The 24815-nt window shown below is 70.6% G+C and carries 21 protein-coding genes; 17 read left to right on the top strand and 4 right to left on the bottom strand.

Going from position 1 to position 24815, the window contains the following annotated elements; translation table 11 throughout:
* Positions 1-351: 351 nt before the first annotated feature.
* The 4 genes from O7543_RS17160 (at position 352) to O7543_RS17145 (ending at position 3374) form a co-directional block, all read left to right on the top strand.
* Positions 352-612 (top strand): hypothetical protein, encoded by a 261-nt coding sequence (locus O7543_RS17160; RefSeq protein ID WP_281567140.1) that lies wholly within the window; start codon positions 352-354, stop codon positions 610-612.
* A gap of 214 nt (positions 613-826) precedes the next feature.
* The gene (locus O7543_RS17155; RefSeq protein ID WP_281567496.1) at positions 827-1114 is read left to right on the top strand and encodes a DivIVA domain-containing protein; all 288 of its coding nucleotides are present in this window, start codon (positions 827-829) and stop codon (positions 1112-1114) included.
* Positions 1111-2913 carry a hypothetical protein gene (locus O7543_RS17150; RefSeq protein WP_281567139.1) on the top strand — a complete coding sequence of 601 codons (1803 nt, stop codon included), beginning with the start codon at positions 1111-1113 and terminating at the stop codon, positions 2911-2913. Before O7543_RS17155 ends, O7543_RS17150 begins: the two co-directional genes overlap by 4 nt.
* A gap of 53 nt (positions 2914-2966) precedes the next feature.
* Positions 2967-3374 carry an NUDIX hydrolase gene (locus tag O7543_RS17145; RefSeq protein WP_281552899.1) on the top strand — a complete coding sequence of 136 codons (408 nt, stop codon included), beginning with the start codon at positions 2967-2969 and terminating at the stop codon, positions 3372-3374.
* A 3-nt stretch (positions 3375-3377) separates the two neighbouring features.
* Here O7543_RS17145 and O7543_RS17140 read toward each other — a convergent pair whose 3' ends face one another.
* A complete protein-coding gene (locus tag O7543_RS17140) occupies positions 3378-3986 on the bottom strand; it encodes a hypothetical protein (RefSeq protein WP_281552900.1) in 609 nt (202 codons plus the stop codon).
* Complete coding sequence (locus tag O7543_RS17135) at positions 3976-4461, bottom strand: hypothetical protein (protein ID WP_281552901.1); 486 nt, start codon at positions 4459-4461, stop codon at positions 3976-3978. The genes O7543_RS17140 and O7543_RS17135 overlap by 11 nt, the downstream gene beginning before the upstream one ends.
* A 485-nt stretch (positions 4462-4946) precedes the next feature.
* Here O7543_RS17135 and O7543_RS17130 point away from each other — a divergent pair, with 485 nt between their 5' ends.
* The 9 genes from O7543_RS17130 (at position 4947) to O7543_RS17090 (ending at position 19437) form a co-directional block, all read left to right on the top strand.
* Entirely contained in the window at positions 4947-8783 is a 3837-nt protein-coding gene (locus O7543_RS17130) for a phage resistance protein (protein ID WP_281552902.1), read from the top strand.
* Positions 8780-11644 (top strand): BREX-2 system phosphatase PglZ, encoded by a 2865-nt coding sequence (pglZ, locus tag O7543_RS17125; RefSeq protein WP_281552903.1) that lies wholly within the window; start codon positions 8780-8782, stop codon positions 11642-11644. The genes O7543_RS17130 and pglZ overlap by 4 nt, the downstream gene beginning before the upstream one ends.
* Entirely contained in the window at positions 11641-12969 is a 1329-nt protein-coding gene (brxD, locus tag O7543_RS17120) for a BREX system ATP-binding protein BrxD (RefSeq protein ID WP_281552904.1), read from the top strand. The genes pglZ and brxD overlap by 4 nt, the downstream gene beginning before the upstream one ends.
* Positions 12966-15110 (top strand): DEAD/DEAH box helicase, encoded by a 2145-nt coding sequence (locus O7543_RS17115; RefSeq protein WP_281552905.1) that lies wholly within the window; start codon positions 12966-12968, stop codon positions 15108-15110. The genes brxD and O7543_RS17115 overlap by 4 nt, the downstream gene beginning before the upstream one ends.
* Before the next feature lie 10 nt (positions 15111-15120).
* Positions 15121-15834, top strand: a complete 714-nt coding sequence (locus O7543_RS17110; protein ID WP_281552906.1) for a hypothetical protein — start codon at positions 15121-15123, stop codon at positions 15832-15834.
* Positions 15835-15908: 74 nt separating this feature from the next.
* Positions 15909-16526 (top strand): dTMP kinase, encoded by a 618-nt coding sequence (tmk, locus tag O7543_RS17105; RefSeq protein ID WP_281552907.1) that lies wholly within the window; start codon positions 15909-15911, stop codon positions 16524-16526.
* Positions 16526-17836: a radical SAM protein gene (locus tag O7543_RS17100; protein ID WP_281552908.1), complete on the top strand. Its 1311-nt coding sequence runs from the start codon at positions 16526-16528 to the stop codon at positions 17834-17836. Before tmk ends, O7543_RS17100 begins: the two co-directional genes overlap by 1 nt.
* A 36-nt stretch (positions 17837-17872) precedes the next feature.
* Complete coding sequence (locus O7543_RS17095; protein ID WP_281552909.1) at positions 17873-19120, top strand: crosslink repair DNA glycosylase YcaQ family protein; 1248 nt, start codon at positions 17873-17875, stop codon at positions 19118-19120.
* Complete coding sequence (locus O7543_RS17090) at positions 19120-19437, top strand: MazG nucleotide pyrophosphohydrolase domain-containing protein (protein WP_281552910.1); 318 nt, start codon at positions 19120-19122, stop codon at positions 19435-19437. The genes O7543_RS17095 and O7543_RS17090 overlap by 1 nt, the downstream gene beginning before the upstream one ends.
* A gap of 68 nt (positions 19438-19505) precedes the next feature.
* Here O7543_RS17090 and O7543_RS17085 read toward each other — a convergent pair whose 3' ends face one another.
* Both O7543_RS17085 and O7543_RS17080 read right to left on the bottom strand, forming a co-directional pair.
* Positions 19506-20243 (bottom strand): hypothetical protein, encoded by a 738-nt coding sequence (locus O7543_RS17085; RefSeq protein ID WP_281552911.1) that lies wholly within the window; start codon positions 20241-20243, stop codon positions 19506-19508.
* Between the two features lie 86 nt (positions 20244-20329).
* Positions 20330-21376: a transcriptional regulator gene (locus O7543_RS17080; protein WP_281552912.1), complete on the bottom strand. Its 1047-nt coding sequence runs from the start codon at positions 21374-21376 to the stop codon at positions 20330-20332.
* 110 nt (positions 21377-21486) lie between these two features.
* On the opposite strand from O7543_RS17080, the gene O7543_RS17075 reads away from it, so the two are divergent.
* The 4 genes from O7543_RS17075 to O7543_RS17060 all read left to right on the top strand — a co-directional run bounded on the left by O7543_RS17075 (position 21487) and on the right by O7543_RS17060 (position 24807).
* Positions 21487-21612 carry a hypothetical protein gene (locus tag O7543_RS17075; protein ID WP_281552913.1) on the top strand — a complete coding sequence of 42 codons (126 nt, stop codon included), beginning with the start codon at positions 21487-21489 and terminating at the stop codon, positions 21610-21612.
* A gap of 15 nt (positions 21613-21627) precedes the next feature.
* On the top strand, positions 21628-22767 hold the full coding sequence (locus tag O7543_RS17070; RefSeq protein ID WP_281552914.1) for a winged helix DNA-binding domain-containing protein: 1140 nt from the start codon (positions 21628-21630) through the stop codon (positions 22765-22767).
* 76 nt (positions 22768-22843) lie between these two features.
* Positions 22844-23311, top strand: coding sequence for a hypothetical protein (locus tag O7543_RS17065; protein WP_281552915.1), 468 nt, complete (start codon positions 22844-22846; stop codon positions 23309-23311).
* Positions 23312-23397: 86 nt separating this feature from the next.
* Positions 23398-24807 (top strand): class II fumarate hydratase, encoded by a 1410-nt coding sequence (locus O7543_RS17060; RefSeq protein WP_348650137.1) that lies wholly within the window; start codon positions 23398-23400, stop codon positions 24805-24807.
* Positions 24808-24815 lie beyond the last annotated feature (8 nt).

Genomic DNA, 24815 nt, shown 5'->3' with positions numbered 1-24815 from the left:
TGGAATCTATGAGCCAATGGGAGTTGCAAGATCACATTATTGGTGCCAACGTAGGCGGTGCATCGAAGGTGGACGGTTGATCAACTGGCCGGCTGCTGGGTAGCGGGGAATGGCGAGTTCATGATCGGTTTCCCGCTGCGTATCGCTGAAATCCCAGGTGGTCGGGCGGGTCGCGGTAACGGCTCGCCCGGTCGTCCCCAGCCCAATCAGAAGGGTTGATCATGGTGGCGCTTGGTGCCCTGGTTTCCGGAATCCTGCTCGGGTTCTTCGTCGGGTTGTTCAGTTTCAAGGTCAAGTCGCGGTGGTGTCCCGACTGCGGTCGGACGACGGTGCCGGCGGCTGATCGGTAGCGTGCCGGACGACCGGTCCCCGGCCGATCCCCGCCCCGGTGACGAGTTGATCATCGATGGTCGGGCGAGTGTGCAGTTCGCGGCCGGGCGCGGTTTCCGGTTCCGGGTAACGACAGTAGACAAGCGCTGGACGTACGACGGCTGGGTCTGGCTCACCGGCTACGTGTTGGCACCCGACGGTGAAGCCCGTGAGCGTCGGGAGATCTTCGTCCAGCGCGACGGTCTCCGCTGGGCACCCCGCCCGCGCCGGCCCCACCGCTGACCAGGGCAGCGGCAGCGCTACGTGAGCCGCGCGCCCTTTACCCGTACCCCTTGAAGGTTTTTCGATTGTGTGAAAGGTGGTTCCTGCTGTGCGTAGGTTCTTTGACCTGTTCCGCCGGGTTCCGGTGCGGAGCCGGCGTAACCGGCGGTTGCTCGCCGAGATCGCCCGCCACAACCGGCGGCCGACCGACGTCGCGGCCGGGCCGCGTCCGTCGGTGCGGCCCGCCCCGAACGCTGCCGGTCACCTGTACGGCAGGCCGGTGCGGCCGTCGATCAGCCCCGGACTGGTCCGCGACCGCACGTTCGGCGACCGTGTCCGGCGTGGCTGCGACCCGGTCGAGGTGCGGGCGTTTCTGCACCTGGTCGCCGACGAGTTGACCGCGCTGCGCGCCGAACTTGGCTCCACCCGCGAGGAGAACGCCCGGCTCAAGCAGGCGTTGCGGGACTGGCAGTCGCAGCAGTTCGAGCAGTCGCACCGGTTCGGGGCGGGGGTGGCGGCGTGAACGGCGTCAACAAGGTGCCGGCCGGCTCGCTGCACATCGTCGGCGTCGGCGCGGACCGCCGGCGGGCGCAACGCGTGTTCACCGTCGCGAACCTCGACACCGGGCAGGTCGCCTCGACCAGCCTCGTTCCGGGCTCGTTCACGCCGATCCCGACTCCGGGTGGGACGTGGTGGTTGCCGTACGCGCCGATCGTCACCGACCTCGCCGCCCGCGCCGGGGTGGCCGCCGCGACGCTGCGTGACCCCGACTTCCCCGACGAACCCGGTCGGCTGCCGTCGTCCGGGTTGACGCTGCCCCGGCAGTGGCAGCCCGGCATCCCGCAGTCCGACCGGCTGCGGTGGGAAGCCGTCGCGCTCACCAACCGGCTGGTGACGCCGTGGCTGGTGCTGATCGGCCGCAGCGTCGAGCCGCCGCCACCCGGCGACCCGGCCCGGCTGCTCGGCCGGCTGTGCGCGCTCGCCGACCAGTTGCACGTCGACCTGGTCCTCGAAGTGCGGCCCAGCTCCATCGGGCGTGGGCTGAGCTGGGACGTCCGGTTCGAGCATGCCGGCGGTACGGTGCCCGACTACCAGCACCGGTGGATCGCGGACCTGCCGACCGCGCTCGCCACCATCCCCGCCGAACGGGCGGTGACCGGCCTGACCGTCGCCAATCCGCTGCTGCCCGCCCACTACCTCACCGAGGCCGCCCTCACCGGGCGTGCGATACCGGTCGGGTTGGACGGTCACCCCGGCGGCCACGACCTCGACCAGGTCGAACGCCGCATGATCAGTGATGCCGAACAGCACGGCGGCGCGCAGGCCATCTGGCGCAACCGGCACTGGTGGCACACCAGCCTGCGACCCGCCGACACCCCCGGCACATTCGTGCGCGGCTGGGAACCGCCGGCACCGAAACACTGGGGCGAGCCGATCCCCACCCACCCCTGCGGCCGGTGCGCCGACCGGCCGGACCCGCCGTACTGCCTGGACTGTTACGGCACCCGCCAGGTCCGACGCGGCGCGGTGCTCACCGTCACCGACCTGCGTGGCCGGACCGTGCACCGCAACTGGCGACCCGACAGCGAACCGACCGGCGACCCGGAAGCTGCCGTCGGCCCGCAACCGCCCACCCTGGTGCTCACCGACCGGCCGTCCGGCACCACCGTGTGGCAGCTGCCCGAGCACTACCAGATCGGCTCGCTCGCCGCCGGCTTCGGCGTGCAGCCGACCGACCTGACCGACATCGACGGCGAACACGTCACCGACCAACACCTGCGCAACGGTGTCAGCCAGGTCCCCCACACCGGCGGCGACCCGCTCCACGCGTACCTCGGTGAAGTCGGCGCCACCTACGACGGCGCCCGCGTCATGGTCCTGGCCACCGGCTGGCCCGGCCCCACCCTCGACGAACTCGCCGCCCTGATCCGCGGCCTCGGCCTCGCCCTGGACATCACCGTCATCGACCACCGCAACACCATCGGCCGACCCGAACTGTCCCAGGGCCACAGCTGGTCGGTCCGGGTCGTCGACCCGGCCACCCCGCTGGCCGTCGACCCGGTCCCCACCAGCGCCGCCCTGCCCGAAGCGGCCGCGCTCTGCTACCGCTACCTGCACGGCGCACTGCGCGCCACCATCCCCACCGACCCGGAAACGCCGATCTCCGTGCCGCAACAGCCCGCAGCGGCCGGCACCCTCCCCGACACCACAACCCACACCACCCAGGTACGCCGCCACGCCGCCACCCGGCCCGGCGAACCTGTCACTGTCCGCCTCCACCCCGACGGCACCCACACCCTCACTACAGACCACCCGAGGTAGCCTCTGCCTGACGATGTTGACGGCTCGGGTTGCTGGGCGTTTAGGTGGTGGGCGTGCAGCAACCGCGGGTCGGGGTGGCGGCATTCGTGCTCAGCGAAGGTCGCTTCCTGATGGGCTTCCGCAAAGGTGCCCACGGGGCCGGCACCTGGTCGCTGCCCGGCGGCCACCTCGAACACGGGGAGAGCTTCGAGCAGACCGCGCGGCGGGAGGTCGAGGAGGAAACCGGCGTCGAGATCACCAACGTACGCTTCGGAGCGGTAACCAACGACGTGTTCGACGCCGCCCGGCACTACGTGACGATCTGGATGATCAGTGACCGCCTACGGGGCAGTCCACAGGTCCGCGAGCCGGATAAGTTCGTCGACCTCCGCTGGATCGCCCCGCCCACGATGCCTGATCCACTCTTCCTCCCCATGCGTAACCTGCTCGACCAGCACGACCTGGCGCAGCTGCTGCCGTGACAATCAGCCGACGAGGGTCGGCATCTCCGACCGGTTTCTTCTGCTTTTCCGGGCGCTCCGTGATGGCATCAGCCGTGGCATGAGCTGTACCTCGACGTGATCCAGATCCTCGCGGATCGTCTGCATGCTGTGCTTCTCGGCCCGTTCCCGTTTGCCGGAGGTGCGCGCGGCCCGGCGGAGCGCTTTGAAGGACACCGCCATCAGCCAACTGGCCGCAGAAGCGCGGCTGATGTGTCTCAGGCTCGCGTCCTGCAGCCGCCGTAGATACTCGGCTAGTATCGGACGGTCGCGTGGTGGCACGTCGCCTAGGATCTGGTCCGCAATCGGGGTGCTGTTGGCAGGTTTGAAGATGGCGAGTGCGATCAGCGCATCGGTCAAAGTGTGTCGCCCGGCGACGCTGATATGGGTCTTCACTAGTTTGAGAAGGCGCTCCGCGGCGGGGCTGCGTTGAATCCTCCCGGTTCGTAGGTCGTCGACTAGTCCGTCTCGAATTAGCCACAGCTCGTTGCGAAATTGGCTGTGCGCTAGGCGGGTAAGCTGATAAATTAGCAGGAATGGTGACAGGGCTGCAGAGATCAGCATTATGAAGAATGCCAGCGAGTCAATGTGCATTTTCTTCCTCTTTCTGTCGGCTATTCGCGCTCTCCAGCTCCTTCTCTAGTTTGTCAAGGCGCTCTCTCTGTTGCTTGATTTTCTTCTTCCTCAGGCGACTCTGATTTGCTGTCACGCCAAGGATGGTGGTGGATGCAACGGAGTAGGCAACTGCTATGCTTACTCTTATGTCGGCATTCACGGCTGTTGTCTCGCCGGCAAAGGCGGCGGCGATAGGCTGCACCGCTTGAAGTGGAATCCATGCTACGGCGATGACCGCGATCCACCGCGTGCCGTCGACAATCCCTTGAATGATCTGGAACTTGTGGCCCTTTCTGCTATCTTCCCTCAGCTGCTTGAGTGCCTGCTCGGTCCGTTCAGTTCGCAGGTTTGCTCGATCGATTTGCAGCCGTAGTTTCTCTTTTTCGAGGTCGTCTATCTGCTTCTGTGGGTGTTCGCTGACCTCATCATGATCGTCTTTGTTGCTCTCCCGCATGACTGAGGATCATAAGAGCTTTCGTGTTGTTGAGTTTGACGTGCAAAAACAGCTAATCGGGCAAGCTGGGCTGTTGGGCTCTTCTTCGCATCTCTCCGTTATCTGGCTGATGATCATGGGTAACTGCTGGTGGTGATTGGTGTGCGGATAGTGTTGATCTTTGCTCGCGAGGTCACATCTGTCGGCTATCTGACCTTCTTGATCAACCCTTGGTTGTCGGGGGTGTGCGTACGGTGATGATACCGCAACGTCGATATCGTGTTCAATCTTAGCGGCGTTGATGAGCGTGGATGTAGTGGGAGTTTGCCTACATCGAACTGATTGCACGATCTTCGCCGCGCTACCAGGTATGGCGCGTGCGCTTCATTACGGGACGAGGCGAACTGTGGGCGACGTGTCTGGGCTTGCCGGCGCTTGCCGCCTAGGATCGACGGGCTGAGGCGGTCACGGCTTCACACGTGCTCAACCGGGTGGAGGGGAGCGGGATGACACTGCTGCGGGATCTGATCAACATCCCGACCTCGGTGGGTGACTCCGACTTCGTCGTACGCGCCGCCGCCGGTGCCGATCTGGCCAACTACGTCGTCACCGACCAGCTCCGGGACAGCTTTACCAAGGCACTCGCCAAGGTCGAGCACGCCGTCACCACCGGCCGGTCCCAGGCCACCTTCCTGCACGGCTCCTTCGGCTCCGGCAAGTCACACTTCATGGCCGTACTGCGGGAGATCCTGCACGGCAACCCCGAGGCCCGCGCGCTGCGCAACCTCGGCGAGCAGGTGACCGCCGCCGACAAGTGGCTCACCGGGCGGCGGCTGCTCACCCTCACCTTCCACATGCTCGACGCCCGCTCGGTCGAACAGGCCGTGCTGGAGGGCTACCTCAACCAGATCACCGCCCTGCACCCCGACGCGCCGACGCCCGCCGTACACCGGTCCGACGCGCTGCTGACCGACGCGGCCCGGCTGCGCGCCCGGATGGGCGACGAGGCGTTCTTCGCCGCGCTCAGTGACGCCGACCCCGGCGTCGCCGCCGGGTCGGCCAGCAGCGGCGCAGGCAGCGCCGTCGGATCCGCCTCCGCCGTCAGCTCGGACGACGGAACCCCCGGCCTGGCCGTGCTGCACAGCCAGCGACAGGGTTGGACCGCAGACCGGTACGCGGCGGCCGCCGCCGAGCCGCCGGGCACCGCCGACCGCGACCGGCTCGTCACGGCCCTGACCACCGCGTTCTTCACCAACGCGGTACGCAGCGGCGAATACCTCGACCTCGACACCGGACTCGCCGTCATCACCCGGCATGCCAGCGACCTCGGCTACGACGGGATCGTCCTCTTCCTCGACGAGATGATCCTGTGGCTGTCCACCAAGATGAGCGACCACGTCTTCGTCAACACCGAAGGCGCCAAGCTCAACAAGCTGGTCGAATCGGCCGACGCCGACCGACCGATCCCGCTGATCTCCTTCGTCGCCCGGCAACGCAACCTGGAGGACTTCCTCGGCCCGCAGGTCGGCGGCACCGAACGCGAAGCCCTCGCGTTGGTCCTGCGCAGCGTCCAGGGCCGGCTCGGCGAGATCCCGCTCGCCGACACCAACCTGCCGGAGATCACCGAGAAACGGCTGCTCAAGCCGCTCACCGACGAAGCGAAGGCCGAAATCGACCGGGCCTTCGCCGTCGTCCGCGGCAACCGGCAGGTCTGGGACATCCTGCTGCTCGGCGCGCAGTACGGCGACGCCGGCATCGGCTCCGACGCCACCGCCTTCCGCAAGCTCTACCCGTTCTCCCCGGCCCTGGTCGCCACCCTCGTCGCCCTTTCCCAAGCCTTGCAGCGGGAACGGACCGCGATCAAGGTGATGACCGAGCTGCTCGTCGAACGCCGCGACACCCTGCGGATCAACGACCTGATCGGCGTCGCCGCGCTGTTCGAGCCGCTGGTGCTGCGCGGCGAACTGCCCGACCGGGTCGAACTCAAACAGCGCTTCCAGGCCGCCCGCGAGCTGTACGGCAAGAAGCTGCGCCCGCTGCTGCTGCGCCTCAACGGCATCACCGAAGCTGACGCCGTCGGCAACACCCAGTTCGAGCTCGACGACAAGCTGATCAAGACGGTGCTGCTCGGAGCACTCGTACCCGAGGTGCCCGCCCTGCACAACCTCACCGCCGGCAAACTGCACGCGCTCAACTTCGGCACCATCACCTCGCCGATCCCCGGCTACGAGCACCAGATCGTGCTCAACCGGCTCAACAAGGTCGCCAACGAAGCCGGCGAGCTGCACCTCACCGACGGGGCCGACCCGGTCGTCACCATCGAGCTGCACACCGTCGACTACGACAAACTGCTCGACCTGGTCCGGCCCGAAGAGGCGACCACCGGCGGCGCGTTGCAGCAGTTGCTGCGCGAGCTGGTCAGCACCGAGATCGGGCTGACCGGCGCCACCGGGCAGCTCGGCGAGCTGCAACACCCCCGCGAGTGGCGCGGCCGGCGACACACCGTCCAGGTCAAGTTCGGCAACGTACGCGACGCCGACAGCATGCCCGTCGCCGCGCTGCTGCCCACCGGCGACGCCTGGCGGATCGTCATCGACTACCCGTTCGACCCGCAGGGCCGCCCGCGCAGCGACGACCGGGCCCGGATCGAAGCCCTGCGGCGCGGCGAACGCAGCGTCTTCTGGCTGCCGCTCTACCTCAGCGACCAGATGATGGGTCACCTCGCCCAACTGTCGAAAATCAACTACCTGCTGGGCGGCACCGGCGAACGGTACAACGACGCCGTCCGCGACTGGTCGGTGAGCGAACGCCAGCAGGGCCGCGTCTACCTCCAGCAGCGGCAGACCCAGCTGCGCGGCACCGTCACCAACGCCCTCAAACAGGCGTACGGCGTCGCCGCCCCGCAGCCCGGCGACGTCGTCGAGGACAGCGTCGGGGTGCTGCACACCCTCGACGATGCCGTCGCCGGCGAACTCGGCGACCCGCGCGGCGGCACCCTGGCCCAGGCGTTCCACAACCTCACCGGCCAGCTGCTGACCCTGACCTACCCGGGCCGGCCGGCGCTGCCCGAGGACGAGAAACCGCCGACCAGCGCCGAGCTGGCCAAGGTCCTCCTCTACGCCCGGCAGGCCGTCGCCGACCCCACCCGGGGCGCCACCGTCCCGGCCACCGACCAGCGGACCCTGCGGCGGATCTGCAACAACCTGCAACTCGGTGAGCTGGCCGACCACCGCTACGTGCTCACCACCAGCACCAGCTACTGGACCCGGCACCTGCTGCAGCGGGCCGCCGCCGACGGCCACCGGGACAGCTTCCCGGTGCACCGACTGCGCGGCTACCTCGACCAGCCGGAGCCCCGAGGCTTCGACCGCAGCCTGCAGAACCTGATCCTCTGCGTCTTCGCCCTCGACCACCAGCTCGCCTGGTACCTCAACGAAGGCCAGGTCACCGTCGACCGGGTCGACGCCGTCACCGACGCCCACGAACTGAAGTTCCCGCCGATGCCGAGCGACACCGACTGGCAACAGGCAATCGAACGCGCCCAGCACCTGTTCGGCCAGGTGCTGCCGGCCTGGCTCATCCCAGCAAACCTCGCCAAGGCGGCGGCCCAGGTCCGGAAAGCCGCCACCGAACATGGACCGGCCGTCAGCGACCTGCTCGACCAGCTCACCGCGCACGCCGGCACCCTCGGCCTCGACCCCGCCGCCGACACCGGTCGGATCGGCGTCACCCGCCGCCTCGCCCGGCTGCTCACCGACCTGCGCCACGAACGCGACGACGTCGTCCTGATCGCCCAACTCGCCGGCGCCGACCTCGGCGACATCGACGACGCGACCGCCGGAACGGCGATCGCCAGCGCGCCGACGCTGGTCCGCGCCCTGCGGGACCTCCAATGGTCGGTGCTGACCGCCATCGCCTCGATGGCCGCCGACGACCAGCGGGCCCGCGCCCTGGTCGACCGGCTGCACACCGCCGCCGGCCACCACCAGCACGCCCTCGACCTGGTCGGCGAGCTGCACGCCGTGTTCGGCGCGGCAGCCGCACTGCTCGCCGAACGCCGCCCCACCCCGACACCGCCGACACCGGACCCGGCTCCGAATCTGGATCCAAGGCCGAACCCGCAGCTGCCCGGCGGGGGTGCCACGGTCACCGTCGCCGACCCCAGCGGTACGCGGGCCATGGGCTACGACCACACCGGCGGCGGCTCGCCTGCCGTGCCCGGTGTGAAGCCGCCGCGCCAGCGGACCATCGTCGACGAGGCCGGCCTCAAGGAACTCACCGACGAGATCGGCGGCGAGCTCGCCCAGGGCAGACGGGTCCGGATCACCTGGGAGACCGAGTGACCGCAGTACCTACCCAGCCGACCACGACTCCACCGGGCCGGCCGGACATCGTCCGGCCCGACGCCGTACGCCGCAAAGTCGATGCCTGGCTGAAGGAGGGCGACGGCGCCGACGCCATCGCGCTGCGCGCCGCACCGGTCTGGGACAGCGACCCGGTGATCATCCTTGGCGGCGTCCGGCTGCGGGTCGTCGCCTGCCCGACGCCGCTCGCCGCCCGAGCCGCCCTGCACGACCGGGCCGCCGACGAGAAGCTGGTGCTGCTCACCGACCTGCCCGACGCCGTCCTCGGTGACGGGCTGCTCGCCCACCTCAGCCGGCAGTCCGTCCGCAGCGTCAACGCCTGGGAACTCGTCCGGCAGATGTTCGGCGGCGTGCGACTCGACCCGAGCCTGCCGACCGACCGCCGCTGGCTGCCCGCCGCGCTCGCTGACCACGCCCCCGTCGACGGCTGGCCCACCCCGCCCGGCACGATCCTCACCCGCGACCACGCGCTGCGCTGCCTCACCGCCGAACTGCTCGGCATCGACCGTGACCAGCTCGACGCCTCCGGGATGCTGCAGTGGACCACCGACGCGCAGGCGCAGCAGCGGTTCACCGACAGGGTCGCCGCCGATGTCGCCGACGGCATCACCGCCTATCTCCGTGGCGTCGCCGGGCCGATCGCCGAGCCGGTGATGGCGGCGGTCCGCGCCGGCCACGGCGTCGACGTCATCCCCATCGGACTGCTCGCCGAGGTGCTCTGGCCCACGCCGGCCGGCGGGCCAGCCGGCGCGGCGGCCAGCCGACCGGCCGGCGTCGAGGTCGCCGTCGCCCGGACCCGGCTCGAACCCCGCTTCGGCACCCTGCGGATGACCTCCGTGCAGGCCGCGGCGCTGCACGATGCCGCCGACGCCTGGGTGGCCCGAGCCCTCGACTCCGACGACGAGCTGGCCCGCCAGCAGGGGCTGCGACTGGTCCGCCGGGCCGAGGCCATCGCCGCCGACATCGAGCTGACCAGCCAGTTGGCGGCGTCCAGCCTGCTGCCCGCTGGCGTCACCTGGCGGCTGCGTGCCTTCGCGGCAGCCGTCCACGCCGCCCTGCCGCCACCCGGCGCACCCGCCGCCGGCACCGTCACCACGGCCGGGCTCAACCGGGCCGAAGCCGCGTTCAAACGCCTCACCGAACACCGGGCTGCCGACCAGGGCAGGCGGACCACCGCCCACATGGCCCTGCGTCTGCTGCGCTGGCTCAGCCGACCGGCCGGCCAGCCACCCCGGACCCTGTACGCAGCCCTGCAACGGCAGGTCACCGTCGACGGCTGGGTGGACCGGGCCCGGCTCGACGTCTTCGCCGGCGACGTCGACCCCGAGGTCGCCGAGGCGTACCAGGTGCTGCACCGGGCCGTCGACGCCCGCCGCGCCCGCCACGACGAACAGTTCGCCGGCCTGCTCGCCGAAGCCACCCGCGCCGACGCCGAACCCGGCCGGATGCTGCGCGTCGAAGACGTCCTGGACCGGGTCGTCGCCCCGATCCTCGACGCCGGACGTCAGGCGCTGCTGCTGGTCATGGACGGCATGGGCGTCGCCGCCGCCACCGAACTCGCCGAATCGCTCAGCCGCGACGGCAGCTGGATCGAGCTGACCCAGGGCGGCGGCCCCCGGGTCGGTGTCCTCGCCGCGCTGCCCACGGTGACCGAGGCCAGCCGGTGCAGCCTGCTCAGCGGCCGGCTCGCCGTCGGCGGCCGGCAGACCGAGCAAACCGCGTTCGAACGGCGGTTCACCGGCGGTCGGCTGCTGCACAAGAGGTCCCTGCGGGCCGGGGCGGGTGCCGCCATCGACCCCGAGGTGCGGGCCGCGATCGACGACCCGACCGTGCCGGTGGTGGCCGCCGTCGTCAACACCATCGACGACTCCCTCGGCTACGGCGAGCCCGGCAGCACCGTCTGGGGCCAGGACACCGTCCCGGCCGTACGGGACCTGCTCGCCGTCGCCCGGCACCGGGTAGTGGTGATCGTCTCCGACCACGGGCACGTCGTCGACCGGGGGCCCGAGGCGGTCACCCTGCCCGGCGGCGACGGGCAGCACAACCGGTGGCGACCGGTCACCAGCAGCACCACCGACAGCAGCGGCGACAGCGCCAGTGACCGGCTCGGTGACGGCGAGTTCCTGGTCACCGGGCGGCGGGTGCTGCTCGGCGGCGGCACCATCGTGCTGCCGTGGCGGGAGGAGTTGCGCTACGGCCCCCGCAAGGCCGGCTACCACGGCGGCGCCGCCCCGGCCGAAGCCGTCATCCCGCTGCTGATGTTCACCGCCGGCAACGAAGAGTCGGTGCCCGACTGGCAGCCCGCTCCGGTCGCCAGCCCCGACTGGTGGCGGGAACCGGTGTCGTCGACAGCACAGCCCGGCACCGGCGGAGGTGGCGGCGGCCGATCCGGTACGGGCGGCAGGCGGGCCGGCAAGGGCGGCCAGTCGGCGAAGCCGGTCCAGACCGAGCAGCTGTTCGACGTACCCGCCGATCCGCAGCAGCCGACGACGGCCGCGCCGCCGGCAGCCACCCCGGCCGACGCGGACCGGGCGCTGATCGACCGGCTCCTCGCCAGCGAGCGGTACGCCCAGCGCCGCAACCCGCGTACCCCGCTCGACGACGACCGGGTCGCCGCCCTGCTCCGGGTGCTGCTGGCCGGCAGCGGCCGGGCCGGGCTGGAAACCCTCGCCGCGCAGGCCGGGGTGCCCGCGCACCGGATCCAGGGCACGGTGACCGCGTTGCGTCGGCTGCTGCAGGTCGAGGGATACCCGGTGCTGACCATCGACGCCGACGGGCAGACCGTCGTGCTCGACAGGCCGCTGCTGGTCGAGCAGTTCGACCTCGGCGAGTCGTCGTGACCGTGCCGACCCCGCCGGGCAGCCCACCGGAGATCTCGCCGCGTCGCCGCCGCGACATCATCGACGCGCTGCGGCGCGGTGCCGTGCCCGCCAACGGCCTCGATGCGCTCGCGGTCGGGCTGGACCGGTTCGCCGCCGCCATCGACGACGACCTCGACCGGGTCGCCGGTGGCGGCAGCGTCTTCAAAGCCGTCCGTGGCGAGTACGGTGCCGGCAAGACGTTCTTCGCCCGCTGGCTGGCCGAACGGGCCAAACGGCGCAGTTTCGCCGCCGCCGAAGTGCAGATCTCCGAGCTGGAAACCCCGCTGCACCGGATGGAGACCGTCTACCGCCGGCTCGTCGAGCACCTCAACACCGAACAGTTCGCCGCCAGCGCGCTACGTCCCGTCCTCGACGGCTGGATCTTCGCGCTGGAGGAGGACGTACTCGCGTCGGGCACCGTCAGTGAATCGGACCGCGACGGGCTCGACCGGGCCGTCAGCGACCTGCTGGAACGCCGCCTCGCCGAAATCTCCCGCAGCACCCCCGGGTTCGCCGCCGCGCTGCGCGGCTACCGCACCGCCACCGCCGTCGGCGACCAGCCCACCGCCGACGGGCTCGCCGCCTGGCTCGCCGGGCAGCCGCACGTCGCCGCCGCCGCGCGCCGGGCCGCCGGAGTCAAAGGCGACCTGGACCACTTCGCCGCGCTGAGCTTCCTGCGTGGCCTGCTCACCGTGCTGCGCGACAGCGGCCACCCCGGTCTGCTGCTCGTCCTCGACGAGGTGGAGACCCTGCAACGGGTCCGCTCCGACTCCCGGGACAAGGCCCTCAACGCGCTGCGCCAACTCGTCGACGACGTGCACGGCGGACGGTTTCCCGGCCTGTTCCTGGTGATCACCGGTACCCCCGCCTTCTACGACGGGCCGCAGGGCGTACAGCGGCTCGCCCCGCTGGCCCAACGCCTCGCCACCGACTTCGGCAGCGACCCCCGTTGGGACAACCCGCGTGCGGTGCAGCTGCGGCTGCCCGGCTTCACCGTGCCGGCGCTCGTCGAGCTGGGCGTACGGGTCCGCCGGATCTACGGCAGCGACCGGCTCGCCGGCCGGGTCGACGACGTGTACCTGACCGAGCTGGCCGACGCCGTCACCGGAAGACTCGGCGGCACCGTCGGGGTGGCCCCCCGGATCTACCTGAAGAAGCTGGTCGCCGACGTGCTCGACCGGGCCGACCAGTTCACCGACTGGGACCCGCGCCAGCACTACCAGCTGACGTTGCGCTCCGACGAGCTGACCCCGGTCGAACGCAACGCCGCCAGCGCCGGCGAGGTCCCGTTGGACCTGCCGTGACCGACGTCGGCGAGCTGCACCCGGTCCTGACGTACCACCTGGTCAACACCCTGGGCTGGCGGGACCTGCGGCCGATGCAGCGGGCCGCGGTCGGCCCTATCCTGGCCGGTGCGGACGCCCTGCTGCTGGCCCCCACCGCCGGCGGCAAGACCGAAGCCGCCATGTTTCCGATGCTGTCGAAGATGGCCGACGCCGGCTGGCCCGGCACCTCGGTGCTCTACCTGTGCCCGTTGAAGGCGCTGCTGAACAACCTGCTGCCCCGGCTGGAACGCTACGCCGACTGGCTCGGCCGCCGGGCCGCCCTCTGGCACGGTGACGTCAGCCCCGCCCGCCGCCGGGCGATCCTCGCCAGCCGGCCCGACATCCTGCTGACCACCCCGGAATCGCTGGAAGCGATGCTGGTCAGCGCCAATGTAGACCACCGGTCGTTCTTCGCCGGGGTGCGGGCCATGGTCGTCGACGAGGTACACGCCTTCGCCGACGACGACCGTGGCTGGCACCTGCTGGCCGTCCTGGAACGGCTCACCCACCTGATCGGCCGGCCGCTGCAGCGGATCGGGCTGTCGGCCACCGTCGGCAACCCGGACGCCCTGCTGACCTGGCTGCAGGGCTCCGGCGCGGCCAGCCGCCCGAGCCGGGTCGTCGCCCCCGACACCGCTTCCGCCCCGGCTGCCGCTTCCGCCCCGGTCGCGGGGGCAGCCGTCGCGGACCGGGCACCGCCCGGCGACGTCGAGCTTGACTTCGTCGGCTCGCTGTCCAACGCCGCAACCGTCATCGCCGCCCTGCACGCGGGCGAGAAACGGCTCGTCTTCTGCGAATCCCGGCAGACCGTCGAGGAACTCGGTCAACTGCTGCGCGAACGCGACATCACCACATTCCTGTCACACGCATCGCTCTCCGTCGACGAACGGCGCCGCTCCGAACAGGCGTTCGCCGAGGCCCGGGATTGTGTCATCGTCTCCACCAGCACCCTGGAGCTCGGTATCGACGTCGGTGACCTCGACCGGGTGGTCCAGATCGACGCCCCGGCGACCGTCGCCTCGTTTCTGCAGCGGCTCGGCCGGACCGGCCGCCGACCCGGCGCCAGCCGCAACTGCCTGTTCCTCGCCCGCGACGGCGACGCCCTGGTCGAAGCAGCCGCCCTGCTGACCCTGTGGGGTAGCGGCTGGGTGGAGCCGGTCGTCCCGCCACCCGAGCCCCGGCACATCGTCGCCCAGCAGATCCTCGCACTGAGCCTGCAGCAGGGCCAGGTCGGCGACCAGCAGTGCATCGCGTGGTGGAACGGGCTGGCACCGTTCGACGACAGTGCCCGGCCGATCCTGCGGCACCTGGTGGACAGCGGCTACCTCGACACCGACAGCGGCATGCTGTTCATCGGCCCGGAAGCGGAGAAGCGGTTCGGGCACCGGCACTTCATGTCGATGACCGCCGTCTTCACCGGGCCACCCGAATTCACCGTCCTGCACGGACGATCCGAACTCGGCCGGATCGACCCGAGCCTGCTCACCGAGGAGGTCCGGGGCGACCGACGGCTGCTGCTCACCGGGCAGAGTTGGCGGGTCACGTACATCGACTGGCGGCGACGGCGCTGCTTCGTCGAACCGGCCGACGGCGGAGGGAAGGCCCGTTGGACGGCTGGCGGCCTCGCCGGGCTGGGCTACGAACTGACCCGGGCCATGCGTAACGTCCTGCTCGGCACCGATCCACCGGTACGGCTCACCCGCCGCGCGGTCGACCGGCTGCACCGCGTACGCGACGAGCGCTCCTCGCTGGTGCACCCCGGTGGCAACGTCATCCTGCGTGACCGCTCCGGCGACCTGCGTTGGTGGACCTGGGCCGGATACCGGGCCAACGCCACCCTCGCCGCCACCCTCAGCGAAGTGGTCGACCCGGTGCAGCGCTTCGACGACTGCCAGATCCGGCTGCGCGCCGACCTGACCCCCGCCGACTGGCGTTCCCTCACCGCCGACGCCACCGACCGGATCTGCCTGCCCGACGTCGACGAGAAGGCCCTGGAAGGGCTCAAGTTCAGCGCTGCCCTGCCGGCGCGGCTCGCAATGGCTACCCTCGCCGCCCGACTGGCCGACCCGGTTGCCGCCTTGGCCGTGCTCCGGCAGGGAACCCGGTTCGTGTCAGTTTAGGATTGCCCGGGTGACCGATCAGGAGCTTTTCACCCGTGTCCGGGAGCTGCGGGAACGGGGCAGCTCACCCAAGCAGATCGCCAGGGCCCTCGGGATGGCGCCGTCGGCCGTCGCGCCGCTGGTCCGCCAGATCGCGGCGGCCCAGCAGGCACACACCGACCCGGCCGACCGGGCGCTGCTCGGCTGCTGGATCAACCCCGGCTGGAGCGTCGGCCTCGGTCTGGCCGAAGCATCCGACGAGTGGGCGGCCACCGACCCGCAGGCCGGTGTCGAAGTCGGCCCCAGCGGCCTGGTGCACGTGCTCGTCGCCCGTCAGGAGCGCGCCAGCCGGGCTACCGTTTGCGGCTTTCTGATCGACGTCTACTGCCTCGGCGTCAAGAACGCCATCGGCCCGCTGCCGATGAGCATCGGCTCCATCGACGACTTCCGACGCGAGTTCTTCAGCACACTGGACGTGTCGCCGCTGGTCGCGCCGCTGGAGCTGGCCCAGCACCTGGTACACGGGTCGGTCGCGTACGCCCGGGGTCTGGGTTTCGAACCGCACCCGGACTTCGGCCCGACGGCCCCCTACCTCGGCGCCCCGGCCACCCCCACCCCGATCCAGTTCGGCCGCGACGGCAAACCGCTCTACATCTCCGGCCCGTACGACGACCCGCACGCGATCATTCGGACCCTGGAGTCGACGGTCGGTGCCGGCAACTTCGACGTCGTCACCCACGTGTGACGCTGCTGAAAGACGACAGCGAGCTTGACCCGATACATCTTCACAACTAGTTCTGTCTACATCACCCTGGGTTTGTGGGTGGATCGGGTTTGCTCGTCACCATCGACGGGCAGAGCGGAGTCGGCAAGACCACCGCCGCGCGGTTGCTCCACGAACAGTTGCGCGCTCAAGGCAGGCGGGTGCTGCTTACCCGCACCCCGTCCGATTCGGAGATCGGCTCCCTCGCCCGCGCCGGCACCTTCACCTACCGGGCATGGGAACTCGCGCTACTGGTAGCGGCCGACCGATACCACCACGAGCGTTCCGTGCTGCGACCGGCGGTCGCCGACGGTGCGATCGTGATCTGCGACCGCTATCTCGCGTCATCGCTCGTGCTGGATCCGCTCGACGGTGTCGCGCCCGACCTGGTGCGGGCGATCTACCGCCACCTGCCAGCTCCCGACATCGCCGTCATCCTGAGTGGAGACCCCGAGGTCTGTGCTCGTCGGGCAGCGGCCCGGGGACACTACAGCCGCTTCCACACCCCCGACCCCGCAGCCAACCGCCGCGAACGGGCTGGCTTCGTTGCCGCCGCGGAAGCGTTGCGCCGGGCTGGACATCCTGTCCTGACCTACGACATCGGTACCGACACCGCAGACGCCGTCACCCGGCAACTCGCCGGCCTGATTGTCGACCGGACCGGAGACCGGTGATGCAGGTCGCGCTGCTCTACCCCGAGGTCTACGACATGGCGCGGTTCCGGGAGCGTCGCAAGGAGTTCCCGCCGTTCGGGGTGCTCTACCTCGCGGCCGTGATCGAACAGGCCGGGCACGCCGTACGCATCATCAAGGTCACCCCCGAGCAGACCGCGCCGGACCTGACCGGCTGCGACGCGATCGGCTTCTCACTGGCCTCGTCCGCGACGTACGGGATGATGCTGGCCGCCCGGCACAGCGCTCGCTTCGACGGTGACCCGCTCGTGATGGTCGGCGGCGTGCACTGCAACTTCTACCCCGAGAGCAGCATGACCGACTTTCAAGCACACGTCGCCGCCGTCGGCGAATCAGAAGAGACCATACTCGAACTGCTCAACCGGGCCGGTGACCGCCGATTCGACGGCATTCCGGGCGTGCTCTGGCACGACGGCAGCCAGCTCCGACGGGAACCGAACCGGCCGCTGCTGCGCGACATCGACCAACTGCCCCTGCCTGCGCGGCATCTTCTCGCCCGCGACGACCTGGTCCTCGCCGACCGGCTCGCCGGCACCGACCTGCGGATGGCGCACGTCATGTTCAGCCGTGGCTGCCCGTTCCCGTGTTCGTTCTGCGCCGCCGGGCAGACCCGCATCCAGTACCGCAGTGGGGTCAGCGCCCGCCGCGAGTTGACCCAGTTGATCGAGGCGTACGGTATCCAGGGCTTCGCGATAGTCGATGACAACTTCATCGTTAACAAGCACAAGGTCGGCGAGATCTGCGACCACATCGCCGACCTGGGACTGCGCTGGTCGGCGCTATCGAGGGTGGACACCATCGATTCGCCGTTGCTGGCCCGGATGGCCGCGTCCGGCTGCATCGAAATCAAGTACGGTATGGAGTCGGGCAGCGAGACACTGCTGAAAGCCATGCGGAAGAACACCACCCGCGACCAGATCCGTCGAGCTGTCGCCGCGACTGTAGATGCCGGAATCGCGGCCAAGGTCTTCGTCATCCACGGCTACCCCGGTGAGGACTGGAGGACCACCGAGGAGACGATCTCCCTGCTCGCAGAACTGCGTCCATTGTTGGCGCGGGTATCGCTGTTCCGGTTCGTGCCGCTGCCCGGCACTCAGGTCTACGACCAAGCGGCGGCCTACGGCCTGCGGGGAACCCACCTGCAAGCGGACTGGGACGGCGACTGGGCAAAGTTTCACATTCATCACAACAACCGGCACTGGTGGGGCACGGCGCAGCAGTGGGCACAGACGCAGCAGTCGTATGACCTGCTGAGAAACTTCGTGGAAGAGAACTGGGGCCGGCAAGGCTGACCCCCGGGACGCACGACATCGTGCTAGCGTCCCCGCGTGCCTGCGGCTGAACCGGACATCGCCGCCCGCCACTGCCTCACTGGGGCGGAGGCCGACCGACTCTGGCGATGGTTGTTGGACCGACAAGGGCTCGGCACGAGTCGACGCTATACAGACGTCCCGCAGATCGCCGAAGCCGCACTAGGGCTGCACGCAGCCCGGCTGCCGTCACCGTACGCCACCGTGCTGGCCCGCGCACACAGCCCGGACGTGGCGATGCGGCTGTGGCACCCGCGCACCCACCGGGCCGTCACCACCATTCGCTGCATGCGCAAGACCCTGCACACCTTGCCGCTCGACCTCGCCGCTGCGGCCCACGCCGCCACGTTGCACTACCGGGAACGTGACGCCCTGCGTCAGGTGATCAACGCTGGGCTCACCGACCGAATGATCCACCGGACCACCGGAGCGATCGAAGCGCTGCTCAGCGGGGCGGGGCACCTTCCGCACCGGACGATCGAGGAACGCATCTGTGGTGGGGGCACCCCGGTTGTCGCCGTCCGCCTGGCGTTGAAGCTGGCCTGGGAGCGTGGGCTGGTCACGTACCGCAACCGCAGTGCCGGCTGGAACCGCGAACAGCGCACCTTCGCGCTCACCTCCACCGCCCACCCCGACCTCGACCTGAGCCTTGACCGGCAGACCGGCACCGCGCGCCTCGTCGAGGCGTACCTGGACCGGTACGGGCCGGCGTCGCTGCGCGACGTCGCCTGGTGGGCCGGGCTGTCCCGTAGCGCGATTCTGGCAGCGCTGAACGGCGGTGGGAGATCCCTCGTAGCTATACATGCGCCGTGGACCACCGCGACCCTGTACATCTACCGTGATCGTCTCGAGCAGTTCAGCCGGGACGATCACGCGGAACCGTCAGACGAGGCGCATTTTCTGGCTCACGAGGACGTCGCCCTGAAAGCGTACGCTGAGACCCGGTCACGCTATCTCGGCACACTGGCCGAACGTGCGGCGTTCAACCAGATCGGCGAAGCGCTGCCGACGATCGTCGTCGCCGGCAAGGTCGTCGGTATCTGGCAATGGAGCTCACCCGAACGTGCAGTGTCCTGCACCATGTTTCGCGGCCGGGCCACGCCGGCGATTCGGGCCGGTGTTCGACGGACGGCTCGACGCGTGGCCGCCGGCCTGCGGATGGGATACGACGGCAGAGATCGTATGACCAGCACCAAGTCCTCCACCCGGCGCCTACCAGGGCCGCTAGCGTCCCCTGCGCCCCGACACCTGAACGAGGTTGTCTAATGCTCCCGCTGCCCAGCGCCGCAACGCTTCAGGACCTGCAACGGTATGTCTCCGAGATGGAGAAGGAACGGGGATTCGCTGACCGCAGCGCCGTCGACCAGTGCCTGCTGTTGGGGGAGGAGGTCGGAGAGCTGTTCAAGGCGGTACGCAAACACGAGCGGCTCTCGGTCGAAGCCACATCGATCGTCGGCACCGTCGATGAAGAACTCGCCGACATCCTGATTTTCGTCTGCGCGGTCGCCAACCGGTACGGCATCGACCTCGACGACGCGCTGCGCCGCAAGGAGGCCCACAACGAGCAGCGCGTCTGGGCGTGACGGCGGCTGCGGCCAAGGACCGACGATCAACGTCAGGTCCAGGTACGACGCCTGGTCAACCGATTACGTCAGCCGTCGGTGCCGCAGTCGGCGACCGGTTGCGTGGACTGGGTCGTGGCGACGATGGTCAGGTCGTGTTCGGCGAGTGCGTCCGGTAGCCGTACCAGGCCGGAGCGTTGGCGCTCCCACAGCGCGATGCCGTCGTGGAAGCGGACCGCGTAGGTCAGCACCGCCCCGTCGCCCGGCGGACGGTGCCCGCCGGTGTACCGCGCGAAGGTGTCGGCGTCGCGCAGTGCCTGGTCGAGTAACGCCTGGTCGATCCGCGCCGCCATCGCCGGCTCGGTCAGGTCCACCTCGGTCATCGTGCACGGCGGCAGATCCGAGATCTGTACGCCGATCCGCCGCTGGTACGAGCCGCTGAACTCGCGCTCCTCCACGTCGATGACCTGCACCATCCGCAGGGTCACGTCCAGGGCGGGCACCGGGGAGCGGTTCTGGACGACGACGGTGCCCCGGTCACGCCGGGTGGCCCACCACGACACCCGCTCGGCGTACCGCCGCTCGAACCGGTCCAGCGCGAGACCGTTGACCTGCTGCTGGTCGCGAAGCGCGCTGACCGCGATGATCAGCGCCACCGTGGAGACGACGGTGGCGGTGATCGCGGCGACCGCCTGGACCCAGCTGGCGACGGTGCCGGACCGCCCCGGCTGATCGTTGCCGTCGCCGCCTGGTGCGGCGGCCCCGGACCGGCCCACCGGGACGTACAGGCCGCTGCCGGACCGGTGCCAACCTGACAAATCCGCCACCCCGCCCTCGGCCTGCCCGTGGCGACCACAGTGACCGCTACCTCACCCATCATGTCGGCCGGCGGCAACCTGGCGTCATGGCGCGGCTACTGCGCGGTGGTCGGAATGTGGTCGTCATTCGGAGGCTGCTGCCCGGCGGTGGCGTACCGGCGGGCCAGGGTCGTGAATGCGGCGGCCAGCTCCGGCGGGCCGACGACCTCGACGCCGGCGTCGAACATGCCAACGGCGCTCGCCAGACCCACCCACGACCAGGAGCCCAGAGTCAGCCGGCAGCGGCGTGGACCGATCTCCTCGACGACGCCGCCGTAGGCGTACGGAGCCACCTCAACGGCCGGGAGATCCAGGATCACCTGGCCCCGGCACGGCCAGTCACCTGAGCCGGTCGTACTGGTTGTGCCGTCCGCGCCCCGGAACCTGGCCGTGACGAACGCGGCGACGCTGTCCGCCGGCAGCTCGCGCGGGGTGAAGCGCGGCCCGGTCGGGGTGCGCGGGCTGATCCGGTCGGCCCGGAAGATCCGCCAGTCGTCGCGGTCGAGATCCCAGCCGACCAGGTACCAGCGCCCCCGCCAGGTGACCAGGTGGTGCGGCTCGACCCGGCGGGGGACGGGCGCCGACCGGTAGTCGAAGCGCAGCACCTCGCGGGCCCGTACGGCATCGCTCACGGCCAGCAGCGTCGCGCTGTCGACCGGATGCGCGGCGGCCGGCCCGACGGCCGGCGCGGTCGTGACGGCCCCGGTCGTGACGGCCCCGATCGCCTCGATGGCCGATACGGCGTCGATCCGGTGGCGCAGCCGCTGCGGCATGACCTGCCGGACGGTGTGCAGCGCCCGCGTCGCTGCCTCCCCGATGCCGGCACCGCTGGCAGTGGCCGTCCGCAGCGCGATGGCGAGCGCGACCGCCTGCTCGTCGTCGAACAGCAGCGGCGGCAGCCGGGCACCGGCGTCCAGCCGGTAGCCGCCGGCCGGTCCCTTGACCGCCGTGATCGGGTAGCCGAGATCGCGCAGCCGGTCGACGTCGCGCCGGACGGTACGCGGGCTGACCGCCAACCGCTCGGCCAGCAGCCCGCCCGGCCACTCGCGGCGGGCCTGCAGCAGCGACAGCAGCATCAGCAGCCGCTCCGAGGTTTTCGGCACTTTCCTATTCTGACCGCAGTAGCGGACACAAACTGGCCGCTTCCGCTGTGAGTGTTGCCCCCGCGCCCGACACCCGTCGGGCCTGAATCGCACAGCCAGAGAGGCCGACCTTGTCGATCACCACCACCACCCACCTCAACTTCCGCGGCGAGGCGCGCGTACGCGGCGAAACGGTCGAGGAGGTCACCGGCTACTGGGACAAGGTCGTTGACGTCGCTGCCCCGTACAACGGCTAGTCGGGAGCGCGACCGATGACGGTGCTGGACATCCGGGCGCTCAACCGCGCGACACTGGCCCGGCAGTTGCTGCTCGACCGCGCCGACCTGCCGGTGCACGACGCCGTCGCCCATCTGGGCGGCCTGCAGGCGCAGGAGCCGCAGGAGCCGTTCGTCGGGCTGTGGAGCCGGCTGCGCGGCTTCGACCCGGCGGACCTGTCGGACCTGCTGCTGCGCCGCGCGGTGGTCCGGACCCATCTGATGCGCCGCACCGTCCATCTGCTGACCGCCGCCGATGCCGTGGCCTGGCGTCCCCGCCACGACGCCGTGCTGCGGCAACGGGTGCTCGGGGCGTACCGCCACGAACTCGCCGGGGTCGACCTCGACGCGCTCGCGGTGGCCGGTCGGGCGGTGCTGGCCGACGGCGAGCCCCGGACGATGACCGGGCTGGCCCGCGCCCTGCCCGACGCGTGGCGGCAACGGGAACCGAGAGCACTGGGGGCGGTGCTGGCCACGGCGCTGATCCCGATGGTGCAGCTGCCGCCGCGCGGGCTGTGGCGTACCGCCGGCGGGGCACGCTACCGGCCGCTGGCGGAGTGGGTGGGCCAGCAGCCGGACCAGCTGACCGACGCAACCGGCGTCGACTTGGCCGAAGCTAGCACCGACCCGGCCGTAGCCGGCACCGATCCGGTCGGCCAGGCACTGGTACGGCGTTACCTGGCCGCTTACGGGCCGGCCGCCAGCGCCGACCTGCGCGCCTGGTGCGGCCTGGCCGGGCTGCCGGCGGCCGTGGCGGCGGTCCGCGACGAACTGGTCGTCTTCCGCGACCAGCGCGGCCGGCAACTGCTCGACCTGCCGGACGCGCCGCGACCCGACCCGGAAACCCCGGCACCGGTGCGGTTCCTGCCGGCGTTCGACAACGCGGTCCTCGGCTACGACGACCGCAGCCGGATCATCGACGACGCCCACCGAGGGCTGTCCGTCGCCGGGGCACGCGTGGTGCTGGTCGACGGCCGGGTGGCCGCCACCTGGACCGTCGACGCCGGCACCGTCACCGTGACCGGGCTGTGTGGCCTCACCCGCGCCGACCGTGCCGCCGTGGCCGAGGAAGGGGAGCGCGTGGTGGCGTTCCTTACTGACGGCGACAGCCACCGGGTACGACTCACCAACGGCTGAGGGCAGGCCGGTCAGCTCAGGTTTCGCCGCCGCCGATCCGGGCACACCCGGCACCAGGGACGGGAGGGGTGACGACATGGGGCGACGAGACAGCAGCGCCGACCAGGGCCGGGACCAGATCTCCGAGCGCGATCGCGGGCAGGCGTTCGTCGACGACCTGGAGCAGCGGTCGGCGTACCGCCAGGAGATCCTGGACGACGTCGTCGCGCCGCCGACCGACCCGGTGCGCGAGGCGAAGGAACGAGACCTCGACGATCCGGCCGACGTGCCGATCCCGGCCGAGACGCTGCGCGACGGCGGCCCGACCCGCTCCGGTGGCGGCCTGACCACCACCGGTGGTACCGCCGGCCCGGCCAGCACCCGCCGCGCCACCGGCCCCGGTCGGGCCAAGGAGCCCGGCCGGGGGAAGAAGAGCCGCGGTCGGGGCAAGGTGGCGCCGACCACGACCGGTGACGCCACCAGCGGCGGCATGGGTACGCCGGCCGGCGGCACGACCAGCGACGCCACCACCCGCGAGGGGCAGCCCGCCGCCACCCGTGAGTAACCGCCCTGCGGGGTGCCGCCGGTCGGGGCAGGATGGGAAGGGTGACTGACGAGGGCATCAGCGACGGCGGGATCGGCGACGGTGGGATCGGCGAGGACGGCGTCCGGGACGAGGGCTACCGGATCGAACGCGACACGATGGGCGAGGTGCGCGTCCCCGCCGACGCGCTGTGGCGGGCGCAGACCCAACGCGCGGTGCACAACTTCCCGGTCTCCGGCCGTACGCTCGAATCCGCCCAGATCCGCGCGCTCGCCCAGATCAAGGGTGCGGCCGCGCAGGTCAACGCCGACCTCGGGGTGATCCCGGCCGGGATCGCCGAGGCGATCGTCACCGCAGCCGCGCACGTCGCCTCCGGCGGCTACGACGACCAGTTCCCGGTCGACGTGTTCCAGACCGGTTCGGGCACCTCGTCGAACATGAACACCAACGAGGTGCTGGCCACCCTCGCCGCCCGTGAACTGGACCGGCCGGTGCACCCCAACGACCATGTCAACGCCTCGCAGTCCAGCAACGACGTATTCCCGACCTCGATCCACCTGGCCGCCTCGCATCAGGTGGTGCACGAGCTGATCCCGGCCCTGGACGAGCTGGCGACCGCGCTGGAAGGCAAGGTCGACGAGTTCGCCACCGTGGTCAAGGCCGGCCGTACCCACCTGATGGACGCCACCCCGGTCACCCTCGGCCAGGAGTTCTCCGGCTACGCCGCACAGGTCCGCTACGGCCAGGAACGGCTGCGCTCGATCCTGCCCCGGCTGGCCGAGCTGCCGCTGGGCGGCACCGCCGTCGGCACCGGGGTGAACACCCCGCCCGGCTTCGCCGCCGCGGTCATCGCCAGGCTGGCCGACGCGACCGGGCTGCCGTTGACCGAGGCCCGCAACCACTTCGAGGCCCAGGGCGCCCGCGACGCCCTGGTGGAGACGTCCGGGCAGCTGCGCACCATCGCCGTCGGCCTCTACAAGATCGCCAACGACATCCGGTGGATGGGTTCCGGCCCGCGCGCCGGCCTCGGCGAGCTGCGCATCCCCGACCTGCAACCCGGGTCGTCGATCATGCCGGGCAAGGTCAACCCGGTGGTCTGCGAATCGGTACGCCAGGTCTGCGCCCAGGTGATCGGCAACGACGCGACGATCGCGTTCGCCGGCAGTCAGGGCGACTTCGAGCTGAACGTGATGCTGCCGGTGATGGGCAGCAACCTGCTCGAAGCGGTCCGGCTGCTGGCCGCCGCCAGCCGGCTGCTGGCCCAGCGCTGCGTCGCCGACCTCGCCGCCGACCCGGAGACCTGTCTGGCGTACGCCGAAGGGTCGCCGTCGATCGTCACCCCGCTCAACCGCCACCTCGGCTACGACGAGGCCGCCTCGATCGCCAAGCAGGCGCTCGCCGAGAACAAGTCGATCCGCGCGGTGGTGCTGGAACGCGGCCACGTCGACGCCGGCACGCTGACCGCCGCCGAGCTGGACGAGGCGCTGGACGTTCTGCGGATGACCCGGCCCAGCTGAGTCGGCAT

This window comes from Solwaraspora sp. WMMA2080 (genome assembly GCF_027497395.1).
Lineage (GTDB): Bacteria > Actinomycetota > Actinomycetes > Mycobacteriales > Micromonosporaceae > Micromonospora_E.
This window is presented reverse-complemented; position numbering and strand designations above follow the sequence as displayed.